Source organism: Streptomyces sp. NPDC088197 (assembly GCF_044741185.1).
Classification (GTDB): Bacteria; Actinomycetota; Actinomycetes; order Streptomycetales; family Streptomycetaceae; genus Actinacidiphila.
The window spans coordinates 266,249-286,954 of record NZ_JBIUSD010000009.1; the positions used below are offsets into that span (position 1 = coordinate 266,249).

Sequence of the window (20,706 nt, forward strand, 5' to 3'; positions counted from 1 at the left end):
CATACCCGCGTCCGGACCCGCCGCCGCAGGGCCCGGACACGCAGTCGGCGCCACACCGGTCCCCGTGCCGGGCCCGCCCCGCCGCCTCATCGTCCTGCTCGCCGTGGCCTGCGGTCTGACCGTCGCCAACCTCTACTACGCGCAGCCGCTGCTCAGCGAGCTGCGCCAGGCGTTCGGGATCGGCGCGGTCGCCGCGGGCAGCCTCGTCACCGTCTCCCAACTCGGTTACGCCGCCGGCCTGCTGCTCATCGTCCCGCTCGGCGACGTCATCGAGAAGCGCCGCCTCGCCACCGTCCTGCTCGCCCTCACCATCGCCGGTCTGGTGCTTGCCGGTCTCGCACCGGGCTTCGCCGTCCTGCTCGCCGCGCTGCTGATCGTCGGCACGACGCTCGTCGTCGCCCAGATCCTCGTGCCCTTCGCCGCCGACCTCGCGCCGGACGAGAGCCGCGGCAAGGTCGTCGGGCAGGTGATGAGCGGCCTGCTGACCGGCATCCTGCTGTCCCGTACCTTCGGCAGCCTGCTGGCGGACGCGACCAGCTGGCGGGTCGTCTACCTGACCTCGGCCGGGCTGATGACCGTACTGACCCTGGTACTGCGCAGGTCCCTGCCGCGCCGCGCTCCCGGAGCCGACGCCGCCACGCTGTCGTACGGGCTGCTGCTGCGCTCCACCGCCCGCCTGCTGCGCGTGCACCCGGCGCTGCGGCGCAGGGCGCTGTACCAGGCCGCGATGTTCGGCGCCTTCAGCGTCTTCTGGACCACCATCTCCTTCGTTCTGACCAGCGATCCCTTCAACTACAGCCAGTGGCAGGTCGGCCTCTTCGCGCTCGCGGGCGCGGGCGGCGCACTGGTGGCACCGCTCGCCGGACGCTGGGCCGACCGCGGCCTGGTCCGGCCGATGACGGCCGTCGCCTTCGTCACCGCGGCCCTGGCCTTCGGCCTCGCCGGGGTGGGACGGCACAGCGTCATCGCGCTCGGCGCCGCCGCGGTGCTTCTCGACATGGCCGTGCAGACCACCCTGATCCTCGGCCAGCAGGTGATCTACCGGCTCGACGGCCAGGCCAGGTCCCGGCTCAACAGCGCCTTCATGGCCACCTTCTTCGTCGGCGGCGCGATCGGCTCACAAGCCGGTTCCTACGCCTACCACGCCGGTGGCTGGACCTCGGTGGCCCTGCTCGGCGCCGCCCTGCCCGCCCTCGCGCTGCTCTACTGGATCGCGGAATGGCGCGGCCCGCGGCGCCGCGCCGACCGAGCGGACGGCATCGACACGGCCGGCACCGCCGACAGGAAAAGCAGCACAGTCCGGGCAGGCAAGGACGGCAGCACAGGCTGGGCAGGCAAGGACGGCACCGCCCTCGACGACCACCTGCCACCGGCCCCGTCCGTCACGCCTTCGCCACCACCCCCAGGATCTCCGGAAGACGATCGAGCAGCCGCGGAGCGGTGAACCGCAGCGAGACCGCCGCGACCGCGAGCCCGTACAGCGCGCCCACCGGGAGCACCAGCCACAGCAGCGAATGGAGATCGTTGAAGTGGAGGGCGAGGGTCAGCGCGATCACCGGTAGCGACAGGGCCGCGCCGCTGAAGGTGCCGCCGACGACGTTCAGCGCGACGAGACCGCCCTGGCCGGGCGCCGCGTTGGCGAACGGGTTGTCCTGCGGGAGCGCGTACGGGTAGCGGACGCTCGCGTAGCTGCCGGTCGCGATGAGCGCGCCCAGGAAGGCGAAGGACAGCCCCAGCGTCTCGGGCAGCGCCGACACCCGGTGGAGCAGCAGCGCCGCGCCGGTGGTGACGACGGTGACGTACGGCACGGCGATGGCGGCCAACGTCAGCGCCCGGCCGCGCAGTTCGAGCGCCGCGTCCCTGCGGGTGGTGATCGTCGCCGACACCGTCCAGAAAGCGGAGCCGTCCATGCCGAACTGGTTGTACATCTGCATGCCGAGCAGCCCCGCCGCCCACAGGCACTGGTAGACGGTGCCGTGCTGCACCACCGCGACCAGCGGCAGCAGCAGCCCGACGGCCAGCCCGGTCGCCCACGCCGCCTTCGACCTCGGGTCGCGCCACAGGTACCGGAACTGCCGCTCCATCACCGTGGCCGTCCGGCCGCCCACCAGCCGTCCGGGCAGCAGCCGGGCCGGCAGCGAAGGGCCCGTCGCCGCCCCGCCCCGCGCCTTCGACCCCTCGCGCTCCGGCGCCGCCTGGAGCGTGGACGCGTCGGGCGAGACCATCAGCCGGTGCAGGCTGGCGTGCCACCAGCGCAGGACCAGCGCCAGCACGGCGACGGTGAGGGCCAGTTGCACGACGGCCAGGCCGTACGACCCGCGCGCCGTCGAACGCACCGCGTCCACGGCGGGCGCGGGCGGAATCCAGCGCAGTACGGACGCCACCGAGGTCGCCCGGTGCAGACCGCCGTCGGACGACAGCGAGTTGACGCCGAGGTTGACGAGCTGGGCACCCACCGCCACGAACAGACCGCTGAGCAGGGCCAGGTCGCGGCCCTTCCGGCTGGTCAGCAGCCGGGTGTTGGCGGCGGCCACCGCCCGCGACAGCGCCACGCACAGCAGCAGCGTCAGGGCCACGGCCACGACCGCGACGACCCACGCGGCCCCGCCGTGCGCGACCGCGACGACCGCACCGGTCGACACCAGCAGTGTGAAGAGCGGACCGACGCCGATCAGCGACGACACCAACAGCGCCGTTATCAGCGGGCGCGGCCGTAGCGGCAGCATCGCCAGCCGGGTCGGGTCGAGCGTGTCGTCGCCGCCGAAGAAGAACAGCGGCATGATCGCCCAGCCCACGACCAGGACGACGGTCACGGTGACGGCGGCGGACGGTGCGTAGTGGTTGTTCCGCAGCGCGACCATTCCGGCGCCCATGCCGAGCGCGTACAGCATCGCGAAGGCGACGCCGAGGGACCAGCCGACCGTACGGCCGGTGGACCGGCGCAGGCCGTTGCGGAAGAGGGTGAGCTTGAGCCGTACGAAGACTGGCGTGAGCGAGGAACCGCGACCCGGCGGGGGCGGCGGCGCGGGAGCGGCGAGCGGGGCGGTGGCCGAGGTGGTCATCACTTGCCGCCGCTCAGCCAGTCGAGCGCCTGCCCGTCGCGCCGGTCGGCGCCCACCAGCGACAGGAAGGCGTCCTGGAGCGAGGGAGCGGTGCCGCGCACCTCGGCGAGCGGGCCGCGCGCCACGATCTTGCCCGCGGCCATGACCGCGACCCAGTCGCACAGGCTCTCCACCAGCTCCATCACGTGCGAGGAGAAGACGACCGTGCCGCCTGACTCCGTATAGCGCTCCAGCACACCGCGGATGACCTGCGCGGACACCGGGTCGACGCCCTCGAACGGCTCGTCGAGGAAGAGGACTTCGGGATTGTGCAGCAGGGCGGCGGCCAGGCCGATCTTCTTCCGCATACCGGTGGAGTAGTCGACGACCAGCTTGTTCTGCGCGGCCGACAGGTCCAGGACGTCGAGGAGCTGACCGGCGCGCTTGTCGACCTCGGCGCCCGGCAGACCGCGCAACCGACCCGTATAGCCGAGCAGTTCACGTCCCGACAGCCGCTCGAACAGCCGCAGACCCTCCGGCAGCACGCCGATCCTGGACTTCACGCCGACCGGGTCCGTCCACACGTCGTGGCCCACGATCCGCACACTGCCGTCGTCCGGCCGCAGCAGGCCGGTGATCATGGAGAGCGAGGTCGTCTTCCCCGCCCCGTTCGGCCCCACCAGGCCGATGAAGCGGCCCGCGGGCAGCTCCAGATCGATCCCGGCCACGGCCACTTGCTCGCCGAACCGCTTCCACAGCCCGCGCACACGCACAGCGACCGGATCGGTGTCTCCGGCCGCCTCGGACACCTCCTCGGCGGTCCTCCCGTACGGCACCGGCCGGTACGGCGTCAGCTTCCGCTGCGACTCCTGCTCCCCCTGCGACCTCTGCGGCTCCGACATGGCGGCACCTCTCCCCGTCTCGCGCCCCTGCCCCCGGCGCGCCGCTGGTCGGACGACGCGCGAAGGTCTATGTCCGACAACCCTAGACGCGACCACTGACAGTGACCGAAGGACTCGGGAGCGTGAGCCCCGCGCGCAGGGGTCAGCGGCCCCTCGCCGCCGCCAACTCCCGCCCGCACGCGTACGCCAGCGGGCTCAGCAGCTCCTCGACGTCCGGCAGCCACCGGTTCAGGGCGGTCGGCTGCCGCGCCCACTGCACCGAGGCGCCCGGCCCCGTCCGCGTCGGCGGCGCGGCGATCCAGTCGCCCTCGCCGCGCACCCGCAGGTCGAGCGAGCCGGGCGCCCAGCCCAACTTCCGCAGCAGATCGGGCACCTTGACGGTGGCGCCGGGCAGGACGAAGAAGACCAGCCTGCGGTCGGGCGTGCAGATCACCGGGCCCAGCGGCAGATCCATCCGCTCCATCCTGGCCAGCGCCAGGCACCCCGCCACCTCCGGCACGTCGACCGCGTCGAACGTACGGCCCGTCGGCAACAGGACCGAGGCGCGCGGCTGCTTGCCCCACATGCGCCGTACCGCGTCGGCGCTGCCGCTGGCGTGCGCCGCCCAGTCGGGCCGGGTCGGGTGGGCGCCGGGAGCAGGGCAGGTAGGAGACGCGCAGGAGCACAGCGCGGGGCCGCCCGTGTCGTCCTCGATCCAGGAGCCGGGGAGCACGTCCCAGTGCCGCTCCTGCGCGTATCGGACGGCCGTGTCGAGAAGTTGGGCGGTGAGCTGCCGCGGTGCTCCGATGGTGTCTTCCACGCGCTGCACAACTTCCCTCGTCAGCGTGAGTTACGGGGGCCGGGCCCTCGGCTCATGGCGGGCGCACTGGTGCACGCCCGGGGGCGCGTGCGCGATCCGGGCCCGTATTCGGGTAGTCACTTGGGGTCCGCGTGTCGTTCCGCTCGTTCCGCTAAAGGCGAAAACGACATGAAATGCCGCTCTAACAGGGCATTTTTCGGTGATGAGATGGGCACCTGTCACCAGGACGAGGTACGCATCGTCGAAGTGGGGGAATTGATGGCCGCACGACCGCTCGTGGCTCGGCAACCGAACGAACGGCTTCAGGCACTTATCCAGGAGGCCGGCTGCTCCAACGCCGGGCTCGCCCGCAGGGTCAACATGTGCGGCGCCGAACACGGCCTCGACCTGCGGTACGACAAGACGTCCGTGGCCCGCTGGCTGCGGGGTCAGCAGCCGCGCGGCCGGGCCCCGGCCATCATCGCCGAGGCGATCGGCCGCAAGCTGGGACGCGCCGTGTCCATCGACGAGATCGGCATGGCCAACGGCAAGAACCTGGCCACCGGCATAGGTCTGCACTTCGCGCCGACCGTCCTCGGCGCGATCGAGCAGGTCTGCGAGCTGTGGCGCAGCGACGTCGGCCGCCGCGACTTCCTCACCGGCTCCACGGTCGCCGCCTCCGCCCTCGTCGAGCCCAGCCGCGACTGGCTGATCACCCGCCCCGACCAGGGCGTCGCCCGCAACGGCGGTGCCAGGGTGGGCATGTCGGACGTCGAGGCCGTCAAGGCGACGACGCAGGCGCTCACCGACCTGGACCACCGCTTCGGCAGCGGACACGTCCGCCCGGTCGTCGTCCACTACCTCAACAGCGTGGTGTCCGGGTTACTCGCGGGCACCTACCGCGACCAGGTCGGCAGGGAACTCTTCGGCGCCGTCGCGCGGTTGACCGAACTGGCGGGCTACATGGCCGTCGACACCGGACAGCCCGGACTCGCCCAGCGCTACTACATCCAGGCGCTGCGCCTGGCCCAGGCGGCGGGCGACCGCGGCTACGGCGGCTACATCCTCGCGGCCAGCATGAGCCACCTCGCCGCCTCGCTCGGCAACCCGCGCGAGATCGCCCAACTCGCCCGCGCGGCACAGGAAGGCGCCCGCGGCCAGGTGACACCCACGGCGGAGGCGATGTTCTACGCCGCGGAGGCCCGCGGCCACGCGCTGCTCGGCGACGCCCGCACCTTCGCCACCGTGGCCAACCTCGCGGTCGAGTCCATGGAACACTCCCGGCCCGACGACGACCCGCCCTGGATCGCCCACTTCGACCACGCCTACCTCGCCGACGAACTGGCGCACTGTCACCGCGACCTCGGCCAGGCCGCGCCCGCCGCGCGCCGCGCGGAGGAAGCGCTCGCCGCGCACCCCGAATCGCGCACCAGGCGCCGTGCCATCGACATGCTGCTGCTCGCCGACGCCCAGGTGCAGCAGCGTGAACTGGAAGAGGCCTGCAACACGGGCACCCGCGCCGTCACCCTTCTGTCCGGTCTGCGCTCCAACCGCGGCGCGGAGTACCTGGACGACTTCCGCCGCCGCCTGGAGCCCTACGCGGCGGAGCCCGTGGTCCGCGAGTTCGGCGCCCGTCTGGAGGAACAGGACGCCGCATAGCGGACCATCACCGAATCGTTACGCGACCGACACCGCGTCCCCGCGCGGTGGCCAAAGCGCTGGAGAGACCTTGCGGGAACGGGCCCGGTACGCCCGGTACTTCCGCCCTCTCGGTGTGTCATGACGTTCACTCGTTCGGGTACGTGGTTGATGGTCCGGTTAACCCGGTAGCGTTGGCGGATGGTTCGGAAGGATCCGGCAACGGACGACAGGGCATAGGCGGGAGTCAGCGGCGATGCACACCGACGGACGCGGCGAGGAGACGCCTGAGGCGTACCGGGGCGTCGTGGTGCCCGCGGGGCGGCAGCAGCCGCCCTACGGGGAACATGTGCAGCCGGCCGGCGGCTCCCCCTGGGGCGAGCCCGCCCCGCTGCCCGAGCCCGCCGACGCCACCCAGATGCTGCCGCCGTATCCCGGGAGCATGCCGCCGCCCGCCGTCCCGGTGGCCGACGCCACGCAAATGCTGCCCCCGTACCCCGGCGGCGACCCCGGCATGCCGATGGCCGCCGCGAGCCAGGGGCCGGGCCCCGTACCGCCGCTGCCGCCCGTACCGCCGCAGGCACCGCCCACGGCCCCGCAGCAGCAGGCCGCCGACGCCACCCAGGCGCTGCCGCTGTCGATCTTCCAGGACCGCGACCAGCAGGAGCAGCAGCCGCAGTACGGCGGCCCGCAGTCCCCGCCCGCGCAGCAGTCATACGAGCAGTCCTATGAGCAGCCTTACGACGGCTACGGGCAGCAGGGGTACGACCAGCAGCAGTCGTACGGCGGCCAGCAGCAGTACGGCCAGCAGTCGTACGACCAAGGTCAGGGCCAGGGCCAGGGCCAAGGTCAGGGCCAGGGCGGCGGGTACGAGGAGCAGCCCCAGACGGGGCCGCAGCACGACAGCGACTACGACCACCTGTTCCGCAGCGACGTGCCCGGCCCGGAACCGCTGCGCCAGCGGATCATCCAGCCGCCGTCCCAGCAACAGCAACAGAAGCAGTACGGGCAGCAGCAGGGCGGCATGGGCCAGCCCCCGCAGCAGCCGTACGACCCCGGTTACGGCTACGACGGCGGGCACGGTCAGGACGACGGTCCGCGCCGCAGGCTGTCGCCCCTCATGGTGATCGGCATCGTCGTTGCCGGGTGCGTCGTCGCGGGCCTCGTGGTCGGCGGGCTGTTGAACAAGGGCGGCGACGCCAAGACGGACAACACCGCGTCGAAGAGCGGCACCCCGGCGTCCTCCGCGCCGAGCACGTCCGCGAGCGGCAGCACCGATTCCGCGGCCGACGACGCCGTCAAGCAGCAGGCGCAGGGCCTCGACGCGCTGCTGAAAACCAGCGGCAACAGCCGCAGCTCCGTGGTGAGCGCGGTCGAGTCGATCAAGAACTGCAAGAATCTCGGGCCCGCCGCCGCCGACCTGCGGTCCGCCGCCACCCAGCGCACCGGCCTGGTCACCCAGCTCGGCGGCCTGTCGGTGGACAAGCTGCCCAACCACGCCGACCTGACCGAAGCCCTCACCAAGGCGTGGCAGGCGTCGGCCGCCGCGGACGGCCACTACGCGAACTGGGCCGACCAGGCCGCGCACAACCACAGCGTCTGCAAGGGCGGCCACGCCCGCAGCACCGGCGAGGCCCAGGACGGCAACCGCGAGAGCGGCACCGCCACCGAGCAGAAGAAGCGCGCGGTCCGGTTGTGGAACGCCATAGCGAAGCAGTACGGGCTCACCGAGCGGCAGTACAGCCAGCTCTGAGCCGCGGGGCCGTTGGTTGACGGGGCCACGCGCGTATACGCGTCACCGCGCGTTTCCTTGCGCGCCTGTGCGCTCCCGTGCGCTTATATGCGTGCGTACGCGGACGGACGGTGACGGACCCGACACGTCCGCGCCCGACCGATGAATCCGCGCCGACGCGGCAGTCTTCCTCTCGACCGCACCATGCGAGAGGTGGACCGATGACGCATCCCACGAACAGTTCCACGACCGATCCGGCGGCGGGCCTGCGCGGCGTCCTGGAGCCGTACATCGACAACGGCACGATTCCGGGTGCGGTGGGTCTGGTGGCGCGCGGCGACCGGGTGGAGGTCGCAGCGGTCGGTTCCGCGCACCTCGAGGGCGCCGTGCCGATGGCCAGGGACGCGATCTTCCGGATCGCCTCCGTCAGCAAACCGATCACCGCCGCCGCCGTGATGATGCTCGTCGACGACGGCCGGATCGCGCTGGACGACCCCATCGCGACCTGGCTGCCGGAACTGGCCGCGCCGGTCGTCGTCCGCACCCCGGACGCCCCGGTCGACGACGTGGTCCCGGCCGCCCGGCCGGTCACCGTGGCCGACGTGCTCACCTTCAGGGCCGGGTACGGCATGCCCAGCGATTTCTCACTCCCCGCCCTGCAACCGCTGTTCACCGAGCTGAAGCAGGGCCCGGCGCGGCTGTCGGGCTTCGCGGGCCCCGACGACTGGCTGGCGGCGCTGGCCCGTATCCCGATGCTCCACCAGCCGGGAGACGCCTGGCTGTACAACACCGGCTCGGACATCCAGGGCGCGTTGATCGCCCGGGTCTCGGGCCGCTCCTTCGCCGAGTTCCTCGCCGAGCGGATCTTCGAACCGCTCGGCATGGCCGACACCGGCTTCACCGTGGCCGCGACCGCGCTCGCCCGGCTGACCAGCGCCTACGGGACGGGCGCGGACGGCGGTATCGAACTGTCGGACCCGCCGGGCGAGGAGTGGACCAAGGCGCCCGGTTTCACCTCGGGCGCGGGCGGCCTCGTCTCGACCGTCGACGACTGGTTCGCCTTCGCCCGCATGCTGCTCGCCGAGGGGACCGTGGACGGCCGCAGGCTGCTGTCCGCGCGGTCGGTGCGGATGATGGCCACCGACCACCTGACGCGGTCCCAGCGCGACGCGAGCGAGCTGTTCCTCGAAGGCCAAGGATGGGGCTTCGGCGGCTCGGTGGACGTCGCGGAGACCGACCCCTGGAACGTCCTTGGCCGCTACGGCTGGGTCGGCGGCAGCGGCACCACGGCGCATGTCACGCCCTCGACCGGCGCTGTCAGCATCCTCTTCACGCAGCGCTCGATGACCGGCCCGACGCCGCCCCAGGTGATGCGGGACTTCTGGCGGTACGCGGCGGGGGTGTGAGGGCGCGCGCGTCCTGGACGGTGCGCTAGGGGTCGTACGGGCCGCTCGGGGGCGCTCAGTTCTGCGCGGACGAGTTCTGCCGGAGCGTCTTGGTCAGGTCCACGAAGCCCGGCCGCGCGAGCACGAGCCGCCCGTCGCGTACCACCTGATAAGTGACCTTGGAGTTCACCATCCGGGAGTGGCTCGGGATGCCCAGCAGATCCGTCTGCGTCCAGCCGAGATCCGGGGTGAGGCCGCCGGTCGACAGGTGTGTCGTGGTGTCCATCGCGCGGTGCAGATTGTCCGCGTTCACGCTGACCTTCTCGTCCATCTCCCGCACCACCTTGGCGAAGACGGTGTACGCGACCCAGGTGGTCTGCACCCCGGGGTCGGCGACGTCGATCCGGTCGTCGCCGAACGCGTACTTCTTCACCACCGACTTCATCTCGGCCCACTTGGCGTCGGACGCGGGCGGGTACCAGCCGGTCACGTACGCGTTCTCCAGCGGGCTGCCCGCGCCGCCGGTCGAGTCCACCACCGACTGCTGCACGCTGCCGAGCACCGAGGACAGCCGCACTTTCGGCTGCTCCTCGCCGACCCGGCGCAGAGAGTCGAAGAAGGTGCTGGTGCGGTCGCCGAGCACCGCGGAGACGCAGGTGGAGGGCTTGTTGTTGCCGACCGCGGCGGTGGCGATGTCGGTGTAGTCGTTGGAGTCGTCGGCCGTGAGCATGTCGCGCGCGGGCGGCCGGCCGCCGCTCTTGAGCCCCTGGTCGAGGAAGATCGGGAACTGGTCACCGGTGATCGTGTCGGGCCGCACCAGATTGACCTTCTTGCACAGGTCCGCCAACTGCCGTCCGCTGCCCGCCAGCAGCGCGGGCAGACCGCCGTTGACCGGGTACGACAGCAGGCTCTGGAACTCGTCGGCGGTGATGCCGTAGCCGCCGATGTACGGGATGCCGTTCGACTCCAGGGCGGTGGTGAAACTGCCGCCCTCTTCGCTGTAGGAACCGACAACCGCGACCGCGCCCGCCTTCGCCGCCTGCTGCGCGCAGTCCGTGACGGCGACCGCGTCATGGCGTTCGTTGCAGGTCAGCACCTTCAACTTGCGGCCGTTGAGACCGCCCTGCTCGTTGGTGTACTTCTCGAATGCCTGCGCCATGGCGAGCATTCCCGGCATATTGGTCGATTTCGTGTCGACCGGCGCCCACGTCATCACGACGAGCGGTCCAGTGGAGCCGCCCGAACCTCCGGGAAGCACACCGCACCCGCTGAGCAGCGCACTTGTGGCCAGCAGCGCGACGGCAGCCGTGCGGACCCTGCGGATACGCCGTTCCCTCATGTCATGCGAAGATTCCGGCCCGCGCCCAACGCCGGGGTGACCACAAGCGAACGGACGGTCACTATCAGGTGAATTACGGGTGGCGTCGGTGGAGAACGTACGATGCGCCATTGTGCAAGGTTCGGAGAAGTCTTCCCGTCGCGGCCGTCACTCCTCCACGATGGGGGGCATGCCGCTCAATGACATGCCCTGGTGGCGCTGGCGCAGCAATGTGCGCTCCGCGCTGCACATGATCAGCGACCCGGTGTTCCAGCGGGAGGTCTGGCAGACCGGCCGCGAGGGATACGGGGACGTCACGGACGCCGTGTACCGGCTCGTCGAGGACACCTGGCTCGACAACTGGTCCGCCGAGAAGTACGTGGGCACGATCTTCCGCGACTCGCAGGAGGCCGCGCTCGTCGACGTCGCCGTGCTGCGCGTCCTCAAAATCCTGCACCAGGTGGGCGCCGACGCACCTGTCGCCGCCTATCTCGACCACCACGCCTGGCCGGAGGCGGTCCGCGCCGCCCGCGACGCCCACGTACGGATGTCCGCCGCCGACGGCGACGACCCGGACACGCCGCCGCGCTCGCTGGAGGTGCTGGCGATCTACATACGGTCGGCGTGACCGTTGGATGTTCATACGTCCCCGGGCCGCACCTGGTGCGTGTTTTCCGGTGGCACCTGATTTTCCCCGCGCCACCTGGCGCGCGATATCCGTGGGTTCCGCTTGACGGACAGTCCGACCTGAAGGGGTCGGTTTGTGCGAGGCTGACGGCGTGACCGAACAGCAGCCGCCGCAGCCAGACCCGCAGTACGTCCTCACCCTGTCCTGCCCGGACAAACAGGGCATCGTGCACGCGGTCTCCAGCTATCTCTTCATGACCGGTTGCAACATCGTCGACAGTCAGCAGTTCGGCGACCAGGACACCGGCCTGTTTTTCATGCGGGTGCACTTCTCGGCCGAGCAGGCGGTGACCGTGGACAAGCTGCGCGCCAGCTTCGCGGCGATCGCCGAGGCGTACCACATGGACTGGCGGATCCACCCGTCAGACGAGCGCATGCGGGTCGTGCTCATGGTCAGCAAGTTCGGGCACTGCCTCAACGACCTGCTCTTCCGCACCAGCATCGGCGCGCTGCCGGTCGAGATCGCCGCCGTGGTCTCCAACCACACCGACTTCCAGGAACTTGTGGGTTCCTACGGCGTTCCCTTCCACCATGTGCCGGTCACCAGGGACACCAAGGCCGAGGCCGAGGCGCGGCTGCTGGAGATCGTGCGCAAGGAGGGCGTCGAACTCGTCGTGCTCGCGCGCTACATGCAGGTGATCTCCGACAACCTGTGCCGTGAGCTGTCCGGTCAGATCATCAACATCCACCACTCCTTCCTGCCGAGCTTCAAGGGCGCCAAGCCCTACCACCAGGCGCACGCCCGCGGTGTGAAGCTCATCGGCGCCACCGCGCACTATGTGACGGCCGACCTCGACGAGGGGCCGATCATCGAGCAGGAGGTCGAGCGGGTCGGCCACGAGGTCACGCCGGAACAGCTCGTCGCCATCGGGCGCGATGTGGAGTGCCAGGCGCTGGCCCGCGCGGTGAAGTGGCACAGCGAGCACCGGGTGCTGCTCAACGGCCACCGCACGGTCGTCTTCGCCTGAGCGGGCTCTTTGCTTGAGCCTTCTGTCCGAGCTCTTCGCTTGAGCTCTCTGTCCGAGCGGGCTCTTCGCCCGGCCCTCGTCAGGGCAGAGGCGTCCGTCTCAGAGGCGGGACAGGGACGCCGTGGCGAAGAGCACGTCACGGATGACGTCGCGGTCGCCGATCTGGCCGACCGCGATCCGCTCCGGCTCGATGTGACCCGCCGCCAACTGGCAGAACTCGACGCAGTCCATCGCCACATGGGCGACCATCTCCTCCGGCGACGCGACGGCGCCGGGCGAGTCCAGCGGCAGATACCACTGGCCGCCGCCCTTGCCCTCGACTTCGAGCAGCAGCGAACGGCCCGGCGTACCGGCCGTCACCAGATGCGTCGGCGAGGTGGTCAGACCGGCCCTGCGCCGGTCCGCCAGCGCCTCGGGCAGCAGCCGCGCGGCGAGGTCGATGATGCGGTTGAGATTGCGCGGCGCCGGGGGATCGTACGGATAGTCCACGGCCTCGGCGATGTCCGACGCGTGGATCCAGCACTCGAAGGCCCGGTCCAGGAAGGCGTCTTCCAGCGGCAGCGCGAACGAGCCGTAGTCGACATCGAGCCCGCCCGCGCCGCCGCCCGCGAAGGAGACCGTACGCACCAGGCTGTGGCTCTGCTCGCGCCACAGGGAGCGCACGGTCGCTCCGGGCAACATGCTGTGCGTCGCCCAGTGCGCGGCGGTGCGCTCGACCGGGGTGAGCGGGAAGTCGCCCATATTGCGGGCGTTGCGCAGCCGGGCGCGGGAGGCGATGCCCATTCCGATGCCCAGGCCCAGGCCGCCGAGCCCGGAACGCGGCGGGTCCGCCGACGGGTCGCCGCCGTCCGGCGGCAGCCCGAGCGACCTGGCGATCAGGCTGTCCACGGCGGTGAGATGACCGATGACCTGCGCGACCGTGAACTCCGTCGACCGCTGCTCGCCGTCGTGCCACTTCAGCTCGACCGGTGCCTTCCAGTAGCCGTCGCCGAGGTCGCGCAGCAGCGCGTCCAGTCGGGCGGCCTCCGCGTCGAACGGTCCGGCCCACTCGGGCACCGGGATACGCGCCGGCCGACGGCCGAGGCAGCCTTCCAACACCCTTGCCCGCAGCAGCGGATCGAGGTCGAGCGAATCCTCCTGGTGCAGCAGACCCACCGCGTCCCGCAGTCGTAGCGCCTCATCCGCACAGGTGGCGCAGTCCGTCAGATGCACTTCGACCGCCAGCGCCTCGTCCTGCGAGCACACCGACAACGCCCACGCGCCGAGCAGCGACTTGAGGGTGCGGTGGTCGTAGTGCGGCAGTTGGGGCATCGGCTGGTGCGACTCCGCGGGCGGCTGCCGGTGCGCGGTCTCCCGCGTCTCGGGCTGCTCGCGCTGGTACGGGACGCGCGGCTCGCCGTCGTCCCCGCCGTGCGGGCCGTCGCCGTTGTGGAACGCGGGACCGCTCATCGTCGCCCTCGCTGTCCCCGGGGATCCAGCGGGTGGTCGTCGCCCTGCTCGCCCGGTTCCATGGCCGTGGACAGCAGTTGCAGCCCGAGCCGGAGCCGACGGCGCGCCTCGTCCTCGCTCACCCCGAGCCCGGCCGCCGCGGTGCGGTAGTCGACCCTTTCCCGGTAGGCCAGTTCGAGGGCGGCGCGCAGCGGCGCGGGCATCGAGGTGACGATGAAGTCGGCGCGGGCCGCCGTGTTGGCCTCGCGTACCCGGGCCTCCACCTCGTCCGGCGTGGAACGGCCCCGGTTCGACTGCTGTCGCAGCCGGTGCACGGCCTGCCGCTGGGTGAGTGTCGCGATCCACGACCGCAGCGAGCCGTGCTTCGGGTCGTAGGCGTCCGGATTTTCCCAGATGTAGCCGAACACCTCGCGGGTGATGAGGTCGGCCGCGTCGTCGTCGTCCATCACGCGATAGGCCAGGCCGTGCACAAGTGAGGCGTACCGGTCGTACAGCTCGCCGAGTGCGGCTTCCTCACCGCGCGCCAGCCGCTGCTGCATCTTGCGGTCCCAGCGCGGTGGTGCGGGTGTCGCCATCTGCCGCCCCCTTGCCTCGTCGCCTGCCCTGTCGCCCCTTGCCCGGCCACCGACCGTAGCCGAGTGTGTTCAGCGTGCCCGAATGCGCTCAGGTCGAATGTAACGGGCACCTCCTGCGACGTGCGTCGCTTTGCACCAACCTGCTGCTGACTGTGATCGATTTTGGCGGTCTGTTATCCGGGTGTGACCGGAACATTGCAGAGTTACGACGGAGAACGGGCATAGGGTCATGGTGATGATGTTCCTGAAGTCGACGGCGAGGCGAGGTGGGAACCGGTGCTGGTGACCCAGGCCGAGCGAGACGGCTGGGTGGTGGTGACGGTCGCGGGTGAGATGGACCTGATCTCGTCTCCCGCGGTCCGGCAGAAGGTTCACGACGCGGTTGCCGCAGGGCGGCGCCGGGTGGTACTCGACCTCGTTGACGTGCGCTTTTGCGATTCCAGCGGAGTCGGTGTCCTGATCGGTGCCCGGCGGCTGATGCGGTCCTGTGCGGGCCGCCTGCGCATCGTGCTGCCCGAGGACGTTCCCACGGTGACGGCGCCCACCGAGGGCTACGGCGGCGGCGCGCACGTCAACCGGGTGCTGGCCGCCCTCGGCGTACGACGGCTCTTTGAGGTCTATCCGGATCTGGAAGCCGCGACGGACGACACCGCCAGGCCGCTCTCGGCCTGAACCGGCCTCTGCCGGCGGCCCCTTTCGGCCAATCTCGCTCGACTTCGCTCGCCTTCACCATTCCTCTCCTTTCCTCTTTCCTTCCCGTCCGTCTTCACTCGTGCGGGGACTCCCGCACCGCGTACGCGCCCAATGACGGCTCCAGTCGCGTGAACGCCTCCCGCGCAATCCGCCCCAGCGCGTCGAACAACTCCCTTTCGGTCGTGCCCTGTCGCACCCGGCGCTGCGCCTCACCGAACAACAGCCTCAGCACCGTGCTGAGTTGGGCGGCGGCATGCCGCGGCTCGAAGGCGTCCGGCTCGTCGCCCACGGCCTCGGCGAGCGTGACGGACAGTGCCTGCTCCTGGTGGTCGTACATCTCGCGGAGGCGGGCGCGCAGCACCGGACTCTCGTCGATCAGCCGCGTGAATCCGGGCTGGGTCCAGCCGAGCAGCGCGTCGTGCCGCTCGACCGCTTCGAGGTAGTCCCGGCGCACCGCGTCCAGTGCGGACTCGCCGACGGGGCGGCCGGCGAAGGCGCGGGCGGGGCCGGTGATCACCTCTTCGTGCATGTCGAAGAACAGGTCCTCCTTGCGCGGGAAATAGTTCGTGACGGTCATCTTCGAGACCCCGGCCGCCTCGGCGACGTCGGCGATCGTCGTCCCCTCGAAGCCCCGCTCGACGAAGAGGGCGGTGGCGGCGTGGGTGATGGTCTGCCGGGTCTGTTGCTTCTTGAACTCGCGGAGCTGGGCCATGGTTCCCACTTTAGTAGGTCGGACCTAAAAAAAGTCTTGACGGGTTGAGTGGGTCCGTCCTAACTTTAGGTCCAATACAAGAAATAGAGGAATAGGAGACCGTGATGACACTCCGACTGATGGCCGTCCACGCCCACCCCGACGACGAGTCCAGCAAGGGCGCCGCCACGCTCGCGCACTACGCGGCCCATGGGGTCGATGTCCTGGTCGTGACCTGCACGGGCGGGGAGCGCGGTGACGTGCTCAACCCGCTGCTGGACACACCGGAGGTCAGGGCCCGGCTGCCGGAGGTGCGACGACGGGAGATGGCCGCCGCGGCGGCCGTCCTCGGGGTGCGCCAACGGTTCCTCGGTTTCTCCGACTCGGGACTGCCCGGGCAGGGCGAGGCGCTGCCGGAGGGCTGCTTCGCCCGCGAGGATCCGCCGGTCGCGGCAGAGCGGCTGGTCGCGGTGGTCCGGGAGTTCCGGCCCCATGTCCTCGTCACCTACGACGAATCCGGCGGCTATCCGCATCCGGACCATGTCCAGACCCATCGCGTCGCCGTCGAGGCGTTCGACGCGGCGGGGGACCCGGCATGCTTCCCGCTGGCGGGTCCGGTCTGGCAACCGCTGAAGCTGTACTACCAAGTGGCCTTCTCGCGCGCCTGGTTCGAGACCCTGCACCACGGCATGACGGCCCGAGGGCTCTCCTCCTCGATGGGCCAGGTGCTGGACGAGTGGCCCGACTGGGCGGTCGAGCTGCACCCGACGACCCGGATCCGCTGCGAGGATCACTTCGCCACCCGCGACCGCGCCTTTCGCGCGCACGCCAGCCAGGCCGCTCCGGACAACCCCTTCTTCTCCCACCCTCGGGACCTCGAACGGGCCCTGTGGCCCACCGAGGACTACGTTCTCGCCCGCTCCTACATCCCGGCCAAGCTTCCGGAGACCGATCTCTTCGCCGGAATCAAGGAGTGACGGGCGGTGCGGGGAGGAGGGAGCGCGGGACGCGCGCCGCGGGTCGGGGCCTGGCCGGCCGGTCCGCTCAGTTCGGCCGCTCGTGAGTGTCGGCGAAGCGCTCGCGGAGCTTGAACTTGAGGACCTTGCGCAGGGTCTCGTTGCGGGGCAGGGCGTCCACGATCTCCAGTTGCTCGGGGAGTTTGTGGACGGCGAGCCCCGAGCGGCGCAGGTGGTCGGTAATGGTGGCCAGGGTGAGGGGATCGGCGCCCGGCGGCTGTTCGACCACGGCGCACACGCGTTCACCACGGTCGGGATCCGGCAGGCCGATGACGGCGACATCGCCCACCGCCGGGTGCTGGTAGAGGAGTTCCTCGATCTCCTTGGCGGAGATGTTCTCGCCCTTGCGGATGATGACGTCCTTCAGGCGCCCGGTCAGGACGAGATGACCGGTCTCGGTGAGGCGGCCGAGGTCACCGGTGTGGAAGTAGCCCTGGGTGTCGAAGGCTTCGGCGGTCAAGGCGGGATCGGTGTAGCCGAGGCACACGGCCTCACCGCGCAGCAGCACCTCGCCGTCGTCGGCGATCCGGATCTCCATCGCGGCGGGCGGGCGGCCCTCGGTGGTGGCCCTTTGGTCGACGGTGTCACGGGGGGAGCCCATGGTGATCATCGGTGCCTCGGTCATGCCGTAACCGTGGGCGAGATCGCAGCCGAGTTCCCGGACGATCTCGTGGTAGAGCTCCGGCGGCTTGGGGGCGCCGCCTCCGGAGAGCAACCGCAGGGTGGGGATGAGTGTGCGGCCGGGCCGCTTGCGCTGCTCGGTGAGGAAGAGCGAGTAGAAGGCGGTGGAGCCGCCGGCCATGGTGACGCCGTGGGACCGGTAGGCGTCCAGAGAGGCGGGGAGGGTGAACTGTTCGAGGAGCAGGGCCGGAAAGCCGTACAGCAGCAGCATCACCAGATAGTCGGGTCCACCGATATGAGCGAAGGGGAAGGCGATGGAACCGATGTCCTCGGGCCGCATCTCCAGCGCGTGGGCGAGACAGGAACCGCCCGCGATCAGACCGCGGTCGCAGTGCAGCACACCCTTGGGGTCCGATGTGGTGCCCGAGGTCCAGTAGATCCAGCGGACGGTGGTTCCGTCGGACGGCGGCGGGGGCAGGGTGCCGGAATCACCTTCGGGAAGGGAGTCGTAGGCGACCAGGACGGACGGGCGGTCGGCGAGATCGAGGCGGTCGGCCATGGCGGTGTAGTCGAAGCCGCGCCAGGTGCCGGGTACGGCGAAGAACTCGGCCCGTGTGCGGCTGAGGGCGTAACCGACCTCGCGGTCGCGGTAGATGGGGATGACCGGGATCTGCACCGCCCCGAGCCGGGCCAGGGCCAGGGAGAGGACGACGGTCTCGACGCGGGTGGGCAGTTGCCAGGCGAAGCGGCTGCCGGGCCGCACCCCGAGTCCGTACAGGCCGGCGGCGACGCGCAGCGCCCGTGCGCGCAGTTCGCCGAAGGTGACGCGGCGGTCCTCGGCGTCGAACAGCACGGGGGCGTCGGGGCTGAGGGCGGCGCGGCGGTCCAGTAGCTCCCACAGGGTCCGGGAGTCGCTGAGTGTCGCGATGGTCGGATCCATGCCGATCGCCTCCCGGCACCATAGCTGACGTAGCGTCAGATTTCTCAGAAGGGTAAGTCGCCGCCGCTTGTCGGTCCAGAGGTGGGTCGATACGGTAGATCTGACGGTCCATCAGATCAGATGCCTCGTCAGATCGGCGATCGGAAGCGTCATCCGGATGCAGTGAGGGAGTGGCCGATGGAACTGCCCAGGATCATCAGCGTGGACGATCATGTGATCGAGCCCGCGCATCTCTTCTCGACCTGGCTGCCGGAGAAGTTCCGCGAGCGGGGACCGCAGCCGCTGACGGCGGGGATCGGTGAACTGGCCTACATCGGTGGGAAGTACCGGATCACGATGGATCCGGATGGACCGCCCGCCGACTGGTGGATCTACGAGGACCTGAAGTTCCCGTACAAGCGGAACATCGCGGCGGTGGGTTTCTCGCGGGACGAGATGACGCTGGACGGGATCACGCGGGAGGAGATGCGGCGCGGGTGCTGGGACCCGGTCGAGCGGTTGAAGGACATGGATCTCAATCATGTGGAGGGGTCGTTGTGCTTCCCGACGTTCCCGCGCTTTTGCGGGCAGACGTTCGCGGAGGCGCACGACAAGGAGGTGGCTCTGGCGTGTGTGCGGGCCTACAACGACTGGATGGTGGAGGAGTGGTGCGGTGACAGCGGGGGCCGGCTGATCCCGTTGTGCCTGATCCCTTTGTGGGACGTGGAGTTGGCGGTGGCGGAGATCCGCCGGAACGCCGCGCGGGGGGTGCGGGCGGTCACCTTCAGCGAGATCCCGACGTATCTGGGGCTGCCGTCGATCCACTCGGGCTACTGGGACCCGTTCTTCGCTGCCTGCGAGGAGACCGGCACGGTGGTGAACATGCACATCGGGTCGTCGTCGCAGATGCCCGCCGCGTCACCGGACGCGCCTCCGGCGGTGCAGGCGAGTCTGAGCTTCAACAACGCGATGGCGTCGATGATGGACTTCCTCTTCTCCGGAGTGCTGGTGAAGTTCCCGCGCCTGACGCTGGCCTACAGCGAGGGCCAGATGGGCTGGGTGCCCTACGCGCTGGAGCGGGCCGACGACGTGTGGCGCGAGCACCGGGCCTGGGGCGGGGTCAAGGACCTGATACCGGAGCCGCCGTCCACGTACTACCGCAGGCAGATCTACTGCTGCTTCTTCCGCGACATGCACGGTGTCGCCTCGCTGGACACCATCGGCGAGGACAACGCGATGTTCGAGACCGACTACCCGCACGTCGACTCGACCTGGCCCCATACCAAGCAGGTAGCCGCCGACCACATGGCGGGGCTGTCCGACGAGGTCACGTACAAGCTGCTGCGCGGCAACGCCATCCGGATGCTGGGCCTCGACCTTGACCGGTGAGGCAGTTGGCGAAGCCGCCGGCGGTGCCGGGATCGCCCACGGCCTGGTGGTCGCCGTCACCGGGGCCGCGCGCGGGATCGGCAGGGAGCACGCACTGGCCTTCGCCGCCGAGGGCGCCCGGGTCGTCGTCAACGACGTGGAGTCGGCGGCCGAGGTGGTGGCCGAGATCCGGGCGGCGGGCGGTGAGGCGGTCGCGCACGAGCGGTCGGTCGGGGAGTGGGCGGGCGCGCGGTCGCTGGTGGACGCGGCGGTGGAGCACTGGGGCCGGCTGGACGTGCTGGTCAACAACGCGGGGGTGCTGCGGGACCGAATGCTGGTCTCGATGACGGAGGAGGAGTGGGACACGGTCGTACAGGTCCATCTCAAGGGGCACTTCGCGACGCTGCGGCACGCGGCGGCGCACTGGCGGGAGCGGAGCAAGGCGGGTGAGAAAGTGAACGCGAGCGTGATCAACACGACCTCGGGCGCGGGGCTGCTCGGCAGCGTCGGCCAGGCCAACTACGCCGCCGCCAAAGCCGCGATCACCGCGCTCACCCAGGTCGCGGCGGTGGAGCTGGCGCGCTACGGCGTCACCGTCAACGCCATCGCGCCCGCCGCCAGGACGCGGATGACCGAGCAGGCGATGCCGGACCTGGTCACCCGGCCCGCCACCGGCTTCGACGTCTACCACCCGGCCAACGTCTCCCCGCTGGTCGTCTGGCTCGCGGGACCCGAGGCACGCGAGGTCACCGGGCGGGTCTTCGAGGTCGAGGGCGGCGCCGTATCGGTCGCCGACGGCTGGCGGCACGGCCCGCGGACCGACGTGGGACGCCGTTGGCGGCCGGTCGAACTCGGTCCCGTGGTCCGCGCGTTGCTCGCCGAGGCGACCCCGCCGGAACCCGTCTACGGAACGGGGTGAGCGGAC

At 70.7% G+C, this 20,706-nt stretch carries 18 protein-coding genes; 10 read left to right on the forward strand and 8 right to left on the reverse strand.

Annotation, left to right across the window (positions count from 1 at the left end):
* Positions 1-64: 64 nt before the first annotated feature.
* Positions 65-1,444 carry an MFS transporter gene (locus tag ACIOC1_RS23010; RefSeq protein WP_401856201.1) on the forward strand — a complete coding sequence of 460 codons (1,380 nt, stop codon included), beginning with the start codon at positions 65-67 and terminating at the stop codon, positions 1,442-1,444.
* Here the strand turns inward: ACIOC1_RS23010 and ACIOC1_RS23015 are convergent.
* The 3 genes from ACIOC1_RS23015 to ACIOC1_RS23025 all read right to left on the reverse strand — a co-directional run bounded on the left by ACIOC1_RS23015 (position 1,383) and on the right by ACIOC1_RS23025 (position 4,742).
* Positions 1,383-3,062 (reverse strand): transporter, encoded by a 1,680-nt coding sequence (locus ACIOC1_RS23015; RefSeq protein WP_401856202.1) that lies wholly within the window; start codon positions 3,060-3,062, stop codon positions 1,383-1,385. The two genes, ACIOC1_RS23010 and ACIOC1_RS23015, sit on opposite strands and share 62 nt — an antisense overlap.
* On the reverse strand, positions 3,062-3,943 hold the full coding sequence (locus ACIOC1_RS23020; protein WP_391043145.1) for an ATP-binding cassette domain-containing protein: 882 nt from the start codon (positions 3,941-3,943) through the stop codon (positions 3,062-3,064). The genes ACIOC1_RS23015 and ACIOC1_RS23020 overlap by 1 nt, the downstream gene beginning before the upstream one ends.
* A 142-nt stretch (positions 3,944-4,085) precedes the next feature.
* Positions 4,086-4,742, reverse strand: coding sequence for a bifunctional DNA primase/polymerase (locus ACIOC1_RS23025; RefSeq protein WP_391043148.1), 657 nt, complete (start codon positions 4,740-4,742; stop codon positions 4,086-4,088).
* 258 nt (positions 4,743-5,000) lie between these two features.
* Here ACIOC1_RS23025 and ACIOC1_RS23030 point away from each other — a divergent pair, with 258 nt between their 5' ends.
* The 3 genes from ACIOC1_RS23030 (at position 5,001) to ACIOC1_RS23040 (ending at position 9,497) form a co-directional block, all read left to right on the forward strand.
* Complete coding sequence (locus ACIOC1_RS23030; protein ID WP_188279929.1) at positions 5,001-6,380, forward strand: transcriptional regulator; 1,380 nt, start codon at positions 5,001-5,003, stop codon at positions 6,378-6,380.
* A 235-nt stretch (positions 6,381-6,615) separates the two neighbouring features.
* On the forward strand, positions 6,616-8,112 hold the full coding sequence (locus tag ACIOC1_RS23035) for a hypothetical protein (RefSeq protein ID WP_401856203.1): 1,497 nt from the start codon (positions 6,616-6,618) through the stop codon (positions 8,110-8,112).
* Between the two features lie 200 nt (positions 8,113-8,312).
* Positions 8,313-9,497 (forward strand): serine hydrolase domain-containing protein, encoded by a 1,185-nt coding sequence (locus ACIOC1_RS23040; RefSeq protein WP_401856204.1) that lies wholly within the window; start codon positions 8,313-8,315, stop codon positions 9,495-9,497.
* 55 nt (positions 9,498-9,552) lie between these two features.
* On the opposite strand, the gene ACIOC1_RS23045 is transcribed toward ACIOC1_RS23040, so the two are convergent.
* Positions 9,553-10,815, reverse strand: a complete 1,263-nt coding sequence (locus tag ACIOC1_RS23045; RefSeq protein WP_401856205.1) for an ABC transporter substrate-binding protein — start codon at positions 10,813-10,815, stop codon at positions 9,553-9,555.
* Between the two features lie 160 nt (positions 10,816-10,975).
* On the opposite strand from ACIOC1_RS23045, the gene ACIOC1_RS23050 reads away from it, so the two are divergent.
* Together ACIOC1_RS23050 and purU are read left to right on the forward strand one after the other, a co-directional pair.
* Positions 10,976-11,422, forward strand: a complete 447-nt coding sequence (locus ACIOC1_RS23050; protein WP_355337548.1) for a hypothetical protein — start codon at positions 10,976-10,978, stop codon at positions 11,420-11,422.
* A gap of 151 nt (positions 11,423-11,573) precedes the next feature.
* On the forward strand, positions 11,574-12,449 hold the full coding sequence (gene purU / locus ACIOC1_RS23055; RefSeq protein ID WP_188279924.1) for a formyltetrahydrofolate deformylase: 876 nt from the start codon (positions 11,574-11,576) through the stop codon (positions 12,447-12,449).
* A 99-nt stretch (positions 12,450-12,548) separates the two neighbouring features.
* Here purU and ACIOC1_RS23060 read toward each other — a convergent pair whose 3' ends face one another.
* Both ACIOC1_RS23060 and ACIOC1_RS23065 read right to left on the reverse strand, forming a co-directional pair.
* Positions 12,549-13,898 (reverse strand): maleylpyruvate isomerase N-terminal domain-containing protein, encoded by a 1,350-nt coding sequence (locus tag ACIOC1_RS23060; protein WP_401856206.1) that lies wholly within the window; start codon positions 13,896-13,898, stop codon positions 12,549-12,551.
* Positions 13,895-14,473: a sigma-70 family RNA polymerase sigma factor gene (locus tag ACIOC1_RS23065; RefSeq protein WP_355337555.1), complete on the reverse strand. Its 579-nt coding sequence runs from the start codon at positions 14,471-14,473 to the stop codon at positions 13,895-13,897. The genes ACIOC1_RS23060 and ACIOC1_RS23065 overlap by 4 nt, the downstream gene beginning before the upstream one ends.
* Before the next feature lie 282 nt (positions 14,474-14,755).
* On the opposite strand from ACIOC1_RS23065, the gene ACIOC1_RS23070 reads away from it, so the two are divergent.
* A complete protein-coding gene (locus ACIOC1_RS23070; RefSeq protein ID WP_391043574.1) occupies positions 14,756-15,145 on the forward strand; it encodes an anti-sigma factor antagonist in 390 nt (129 codons plus the stop codon).
* Positions 15,146-15,239: 94 nt separating this feature from the next.
* On the opposite strand, the gene ACIOC1_RS23075 is transcribed toward ACIOC1_RS23070, so the two are convergent.
* The gene (locus tag ACIOC1_RS23075; protein ID WP_391043161.1) at positions 15,240-15,878 is read right to left on the reverse strand and encodes a TetR family transcriptional regulator; all 639 of its coding nucleotides are present in this window, start codon (positions 15,876-15,878) and stop codon (positions 15,240-15,242) included.
* A 104-nt stretch (positions 15,879-15,982) separates the two neighbouring features.
* Between ACIOC1_RS23075 and mca the strand changes: the two genes are divergently transcribed.
* Positions 15,983-16,834 carry a mycothiol conjugate amidase Mca gene (mca, locus tag ACIOC1_RS23080; RefSeq protein ID WP_401856207.1) on the forward strand — a complete coding sequence of 284 codons (852 nt, stop codon included), beginning with the start codon at positions 15,983-15,985 and terminating at the stop codon, positions 16,832-16,834.
* 67 nt (positions 16,835-16,901) lie between these two features.
* On the opposite strand, the gene ACIOC1_RS23085 is transcribed toward mca, so the two are convergent.
* Positions 16,902-18,434 (reverse strand): class I adenylate-forming enzyme family protein, encoded by a 1,533-nt coding sequence (locus ACIOC1_RS23085; RefSeq protein ID WP_401856208.1) that lies wholly within the window; start codon positions 18,432-18,434, stop codon positions 16,902-16,904.
* Positions 18,435-18,611: 177 nt separating this feature from the next.
* Here ACIOC1_RS23085 and ACIOC1_RS23090 point away from each other — a divergent pair, with 177 nt between their 5' ends.
* Both ACIOC1_RS23090 and ACIOC1_RS23095 read left to right on the forward strand, forming a co-directional pair.
* Positions 18,612-19,802, forward strand: coding sequence for an amidohydrolase family protein (locus ACIOC1_RS23090; protein ID WP_391162446.1), 1,191 nt, complete (start codon positions 18,612-18,614; stop codon positions 19,800-19,802).
* A complete protein-coding gene (locus tag ACIOC1_RS23095; RefSeq protein ID WP_401856209.1) occupies positions 19,792-20,700 on the forward strand; it encodes an SDR family oxidoreductase in 909 nt (302 codons plus the stop codon). The genes ACIOC1_RS23090 and ACIOC1_RS23095 overlap by 11 nt, the downstream gene beginning before the upstream one ends.
* The last annotated feature ends 6 nt before the right edge of the window (positions 20,701-20,706 follow it).

What these genes read in the sequence shown, in the direction of transcription:
- ACIOC1_RS23015 (WP_401856202.1), bottom strand. Translation starts at nt 3,062, where the DNA reads ATGACCACCTCGGCCACCGCCCCGCTCGCCGCTCCCGCGCCGCCGCCC.
- ACIOC1_RS23020 (WP_391043145.1), bottom strand. Translation starts at nt 3,943, where the DNA reads ATGTCGGAGCCGCAGAGGTCGCAGGGGGAGCAGGAGTCGCAGCGGAAG.
- ACIOC1_RS23030 (WP_188279929.1), top strand. Translation starts at nt 5,001, where the DNA reads ATGGCCGCACGACCGCTCGTGGCTCGGCAACCGAACGAACGGCTTCAG.
- ACIOC1_RS23035 (WP_401856203.1), top strand. Translation starts at nt 6,616, where the DNA reads ATGCACACCGACGGACGCGGCGAGGAGACGCCTGAGGCGTACCGGGGC.
- ACIOC1_RS23040 (WP_401856204.1), top strand. Translation starts at nt 8,313, where the DNA reads ATGACGCATCCCACGAACAGTTCCACGACCGATCCGGCGGCGGGCCTG.
- ACIOC1_RS23045 (WP_401856205.1), bottom strand. Translation starts at nt 10,815, where the DNA reads ATGAGGGAACGGCGTATCCGCAGGGTCCGCACGGCTGCCGTCGCGCTG.
- ACIOC1_RS23050 (WP_355337548.1), top strand. Translation starts at nt 10,976, where the DNA reads ATGGGGGGCATGCCGCTCAATGACATGCCCTGGTGGCGCTGGCGCAGC.
- ACIOC1_RS23060 (WP_401856206.1), bottom strand. Translation starts at nt 13,898, where the DNA reads ATGAGCGGTCCCGCGTTCCACAACGGCGACGGCCCGCACGGCGGGGAC.
- ACIOC1_RS23065 (WP_355337555.1), bottom strand. Translation starts at nt 14,473, where the DNA reads ATGGCGACACCCGCACCACCGCGCTGGGACCGCAAGATGCAGCAGCGG.
- ACIOC1_RS23075 (WP_391043161.1), bottom strand. Translation starts at nt 15,878, where the DNA reads ATGGCCCAGCTCCGCGAGTTCAAGAAGCAACAGACCCGGCAGACCATC.
- mca (WP_401856207.1), top strand. Translation starts at nt 15,983, where the DNA reads ATGACACTCCGACTGATGGCCGTCCACGCCCACCCCGACGACGAGTCC.
- ACIOC1_RS23085 (WP_401856208.1), bottom strand. Translation starts at nt 18,434, where the DNA reads ATGGATCCGACCATCGCGACACTCAGCGACTCCCGGACCCTGTGGGAG.
- ACIOC1_RS23090 (WP_391162446.1), top strand. Translation starts at nt 18,612, where the DNA reads ATGGAACTGCCCAGGATCATCAGCGTGGACGATCATGTGATCGAGCCC.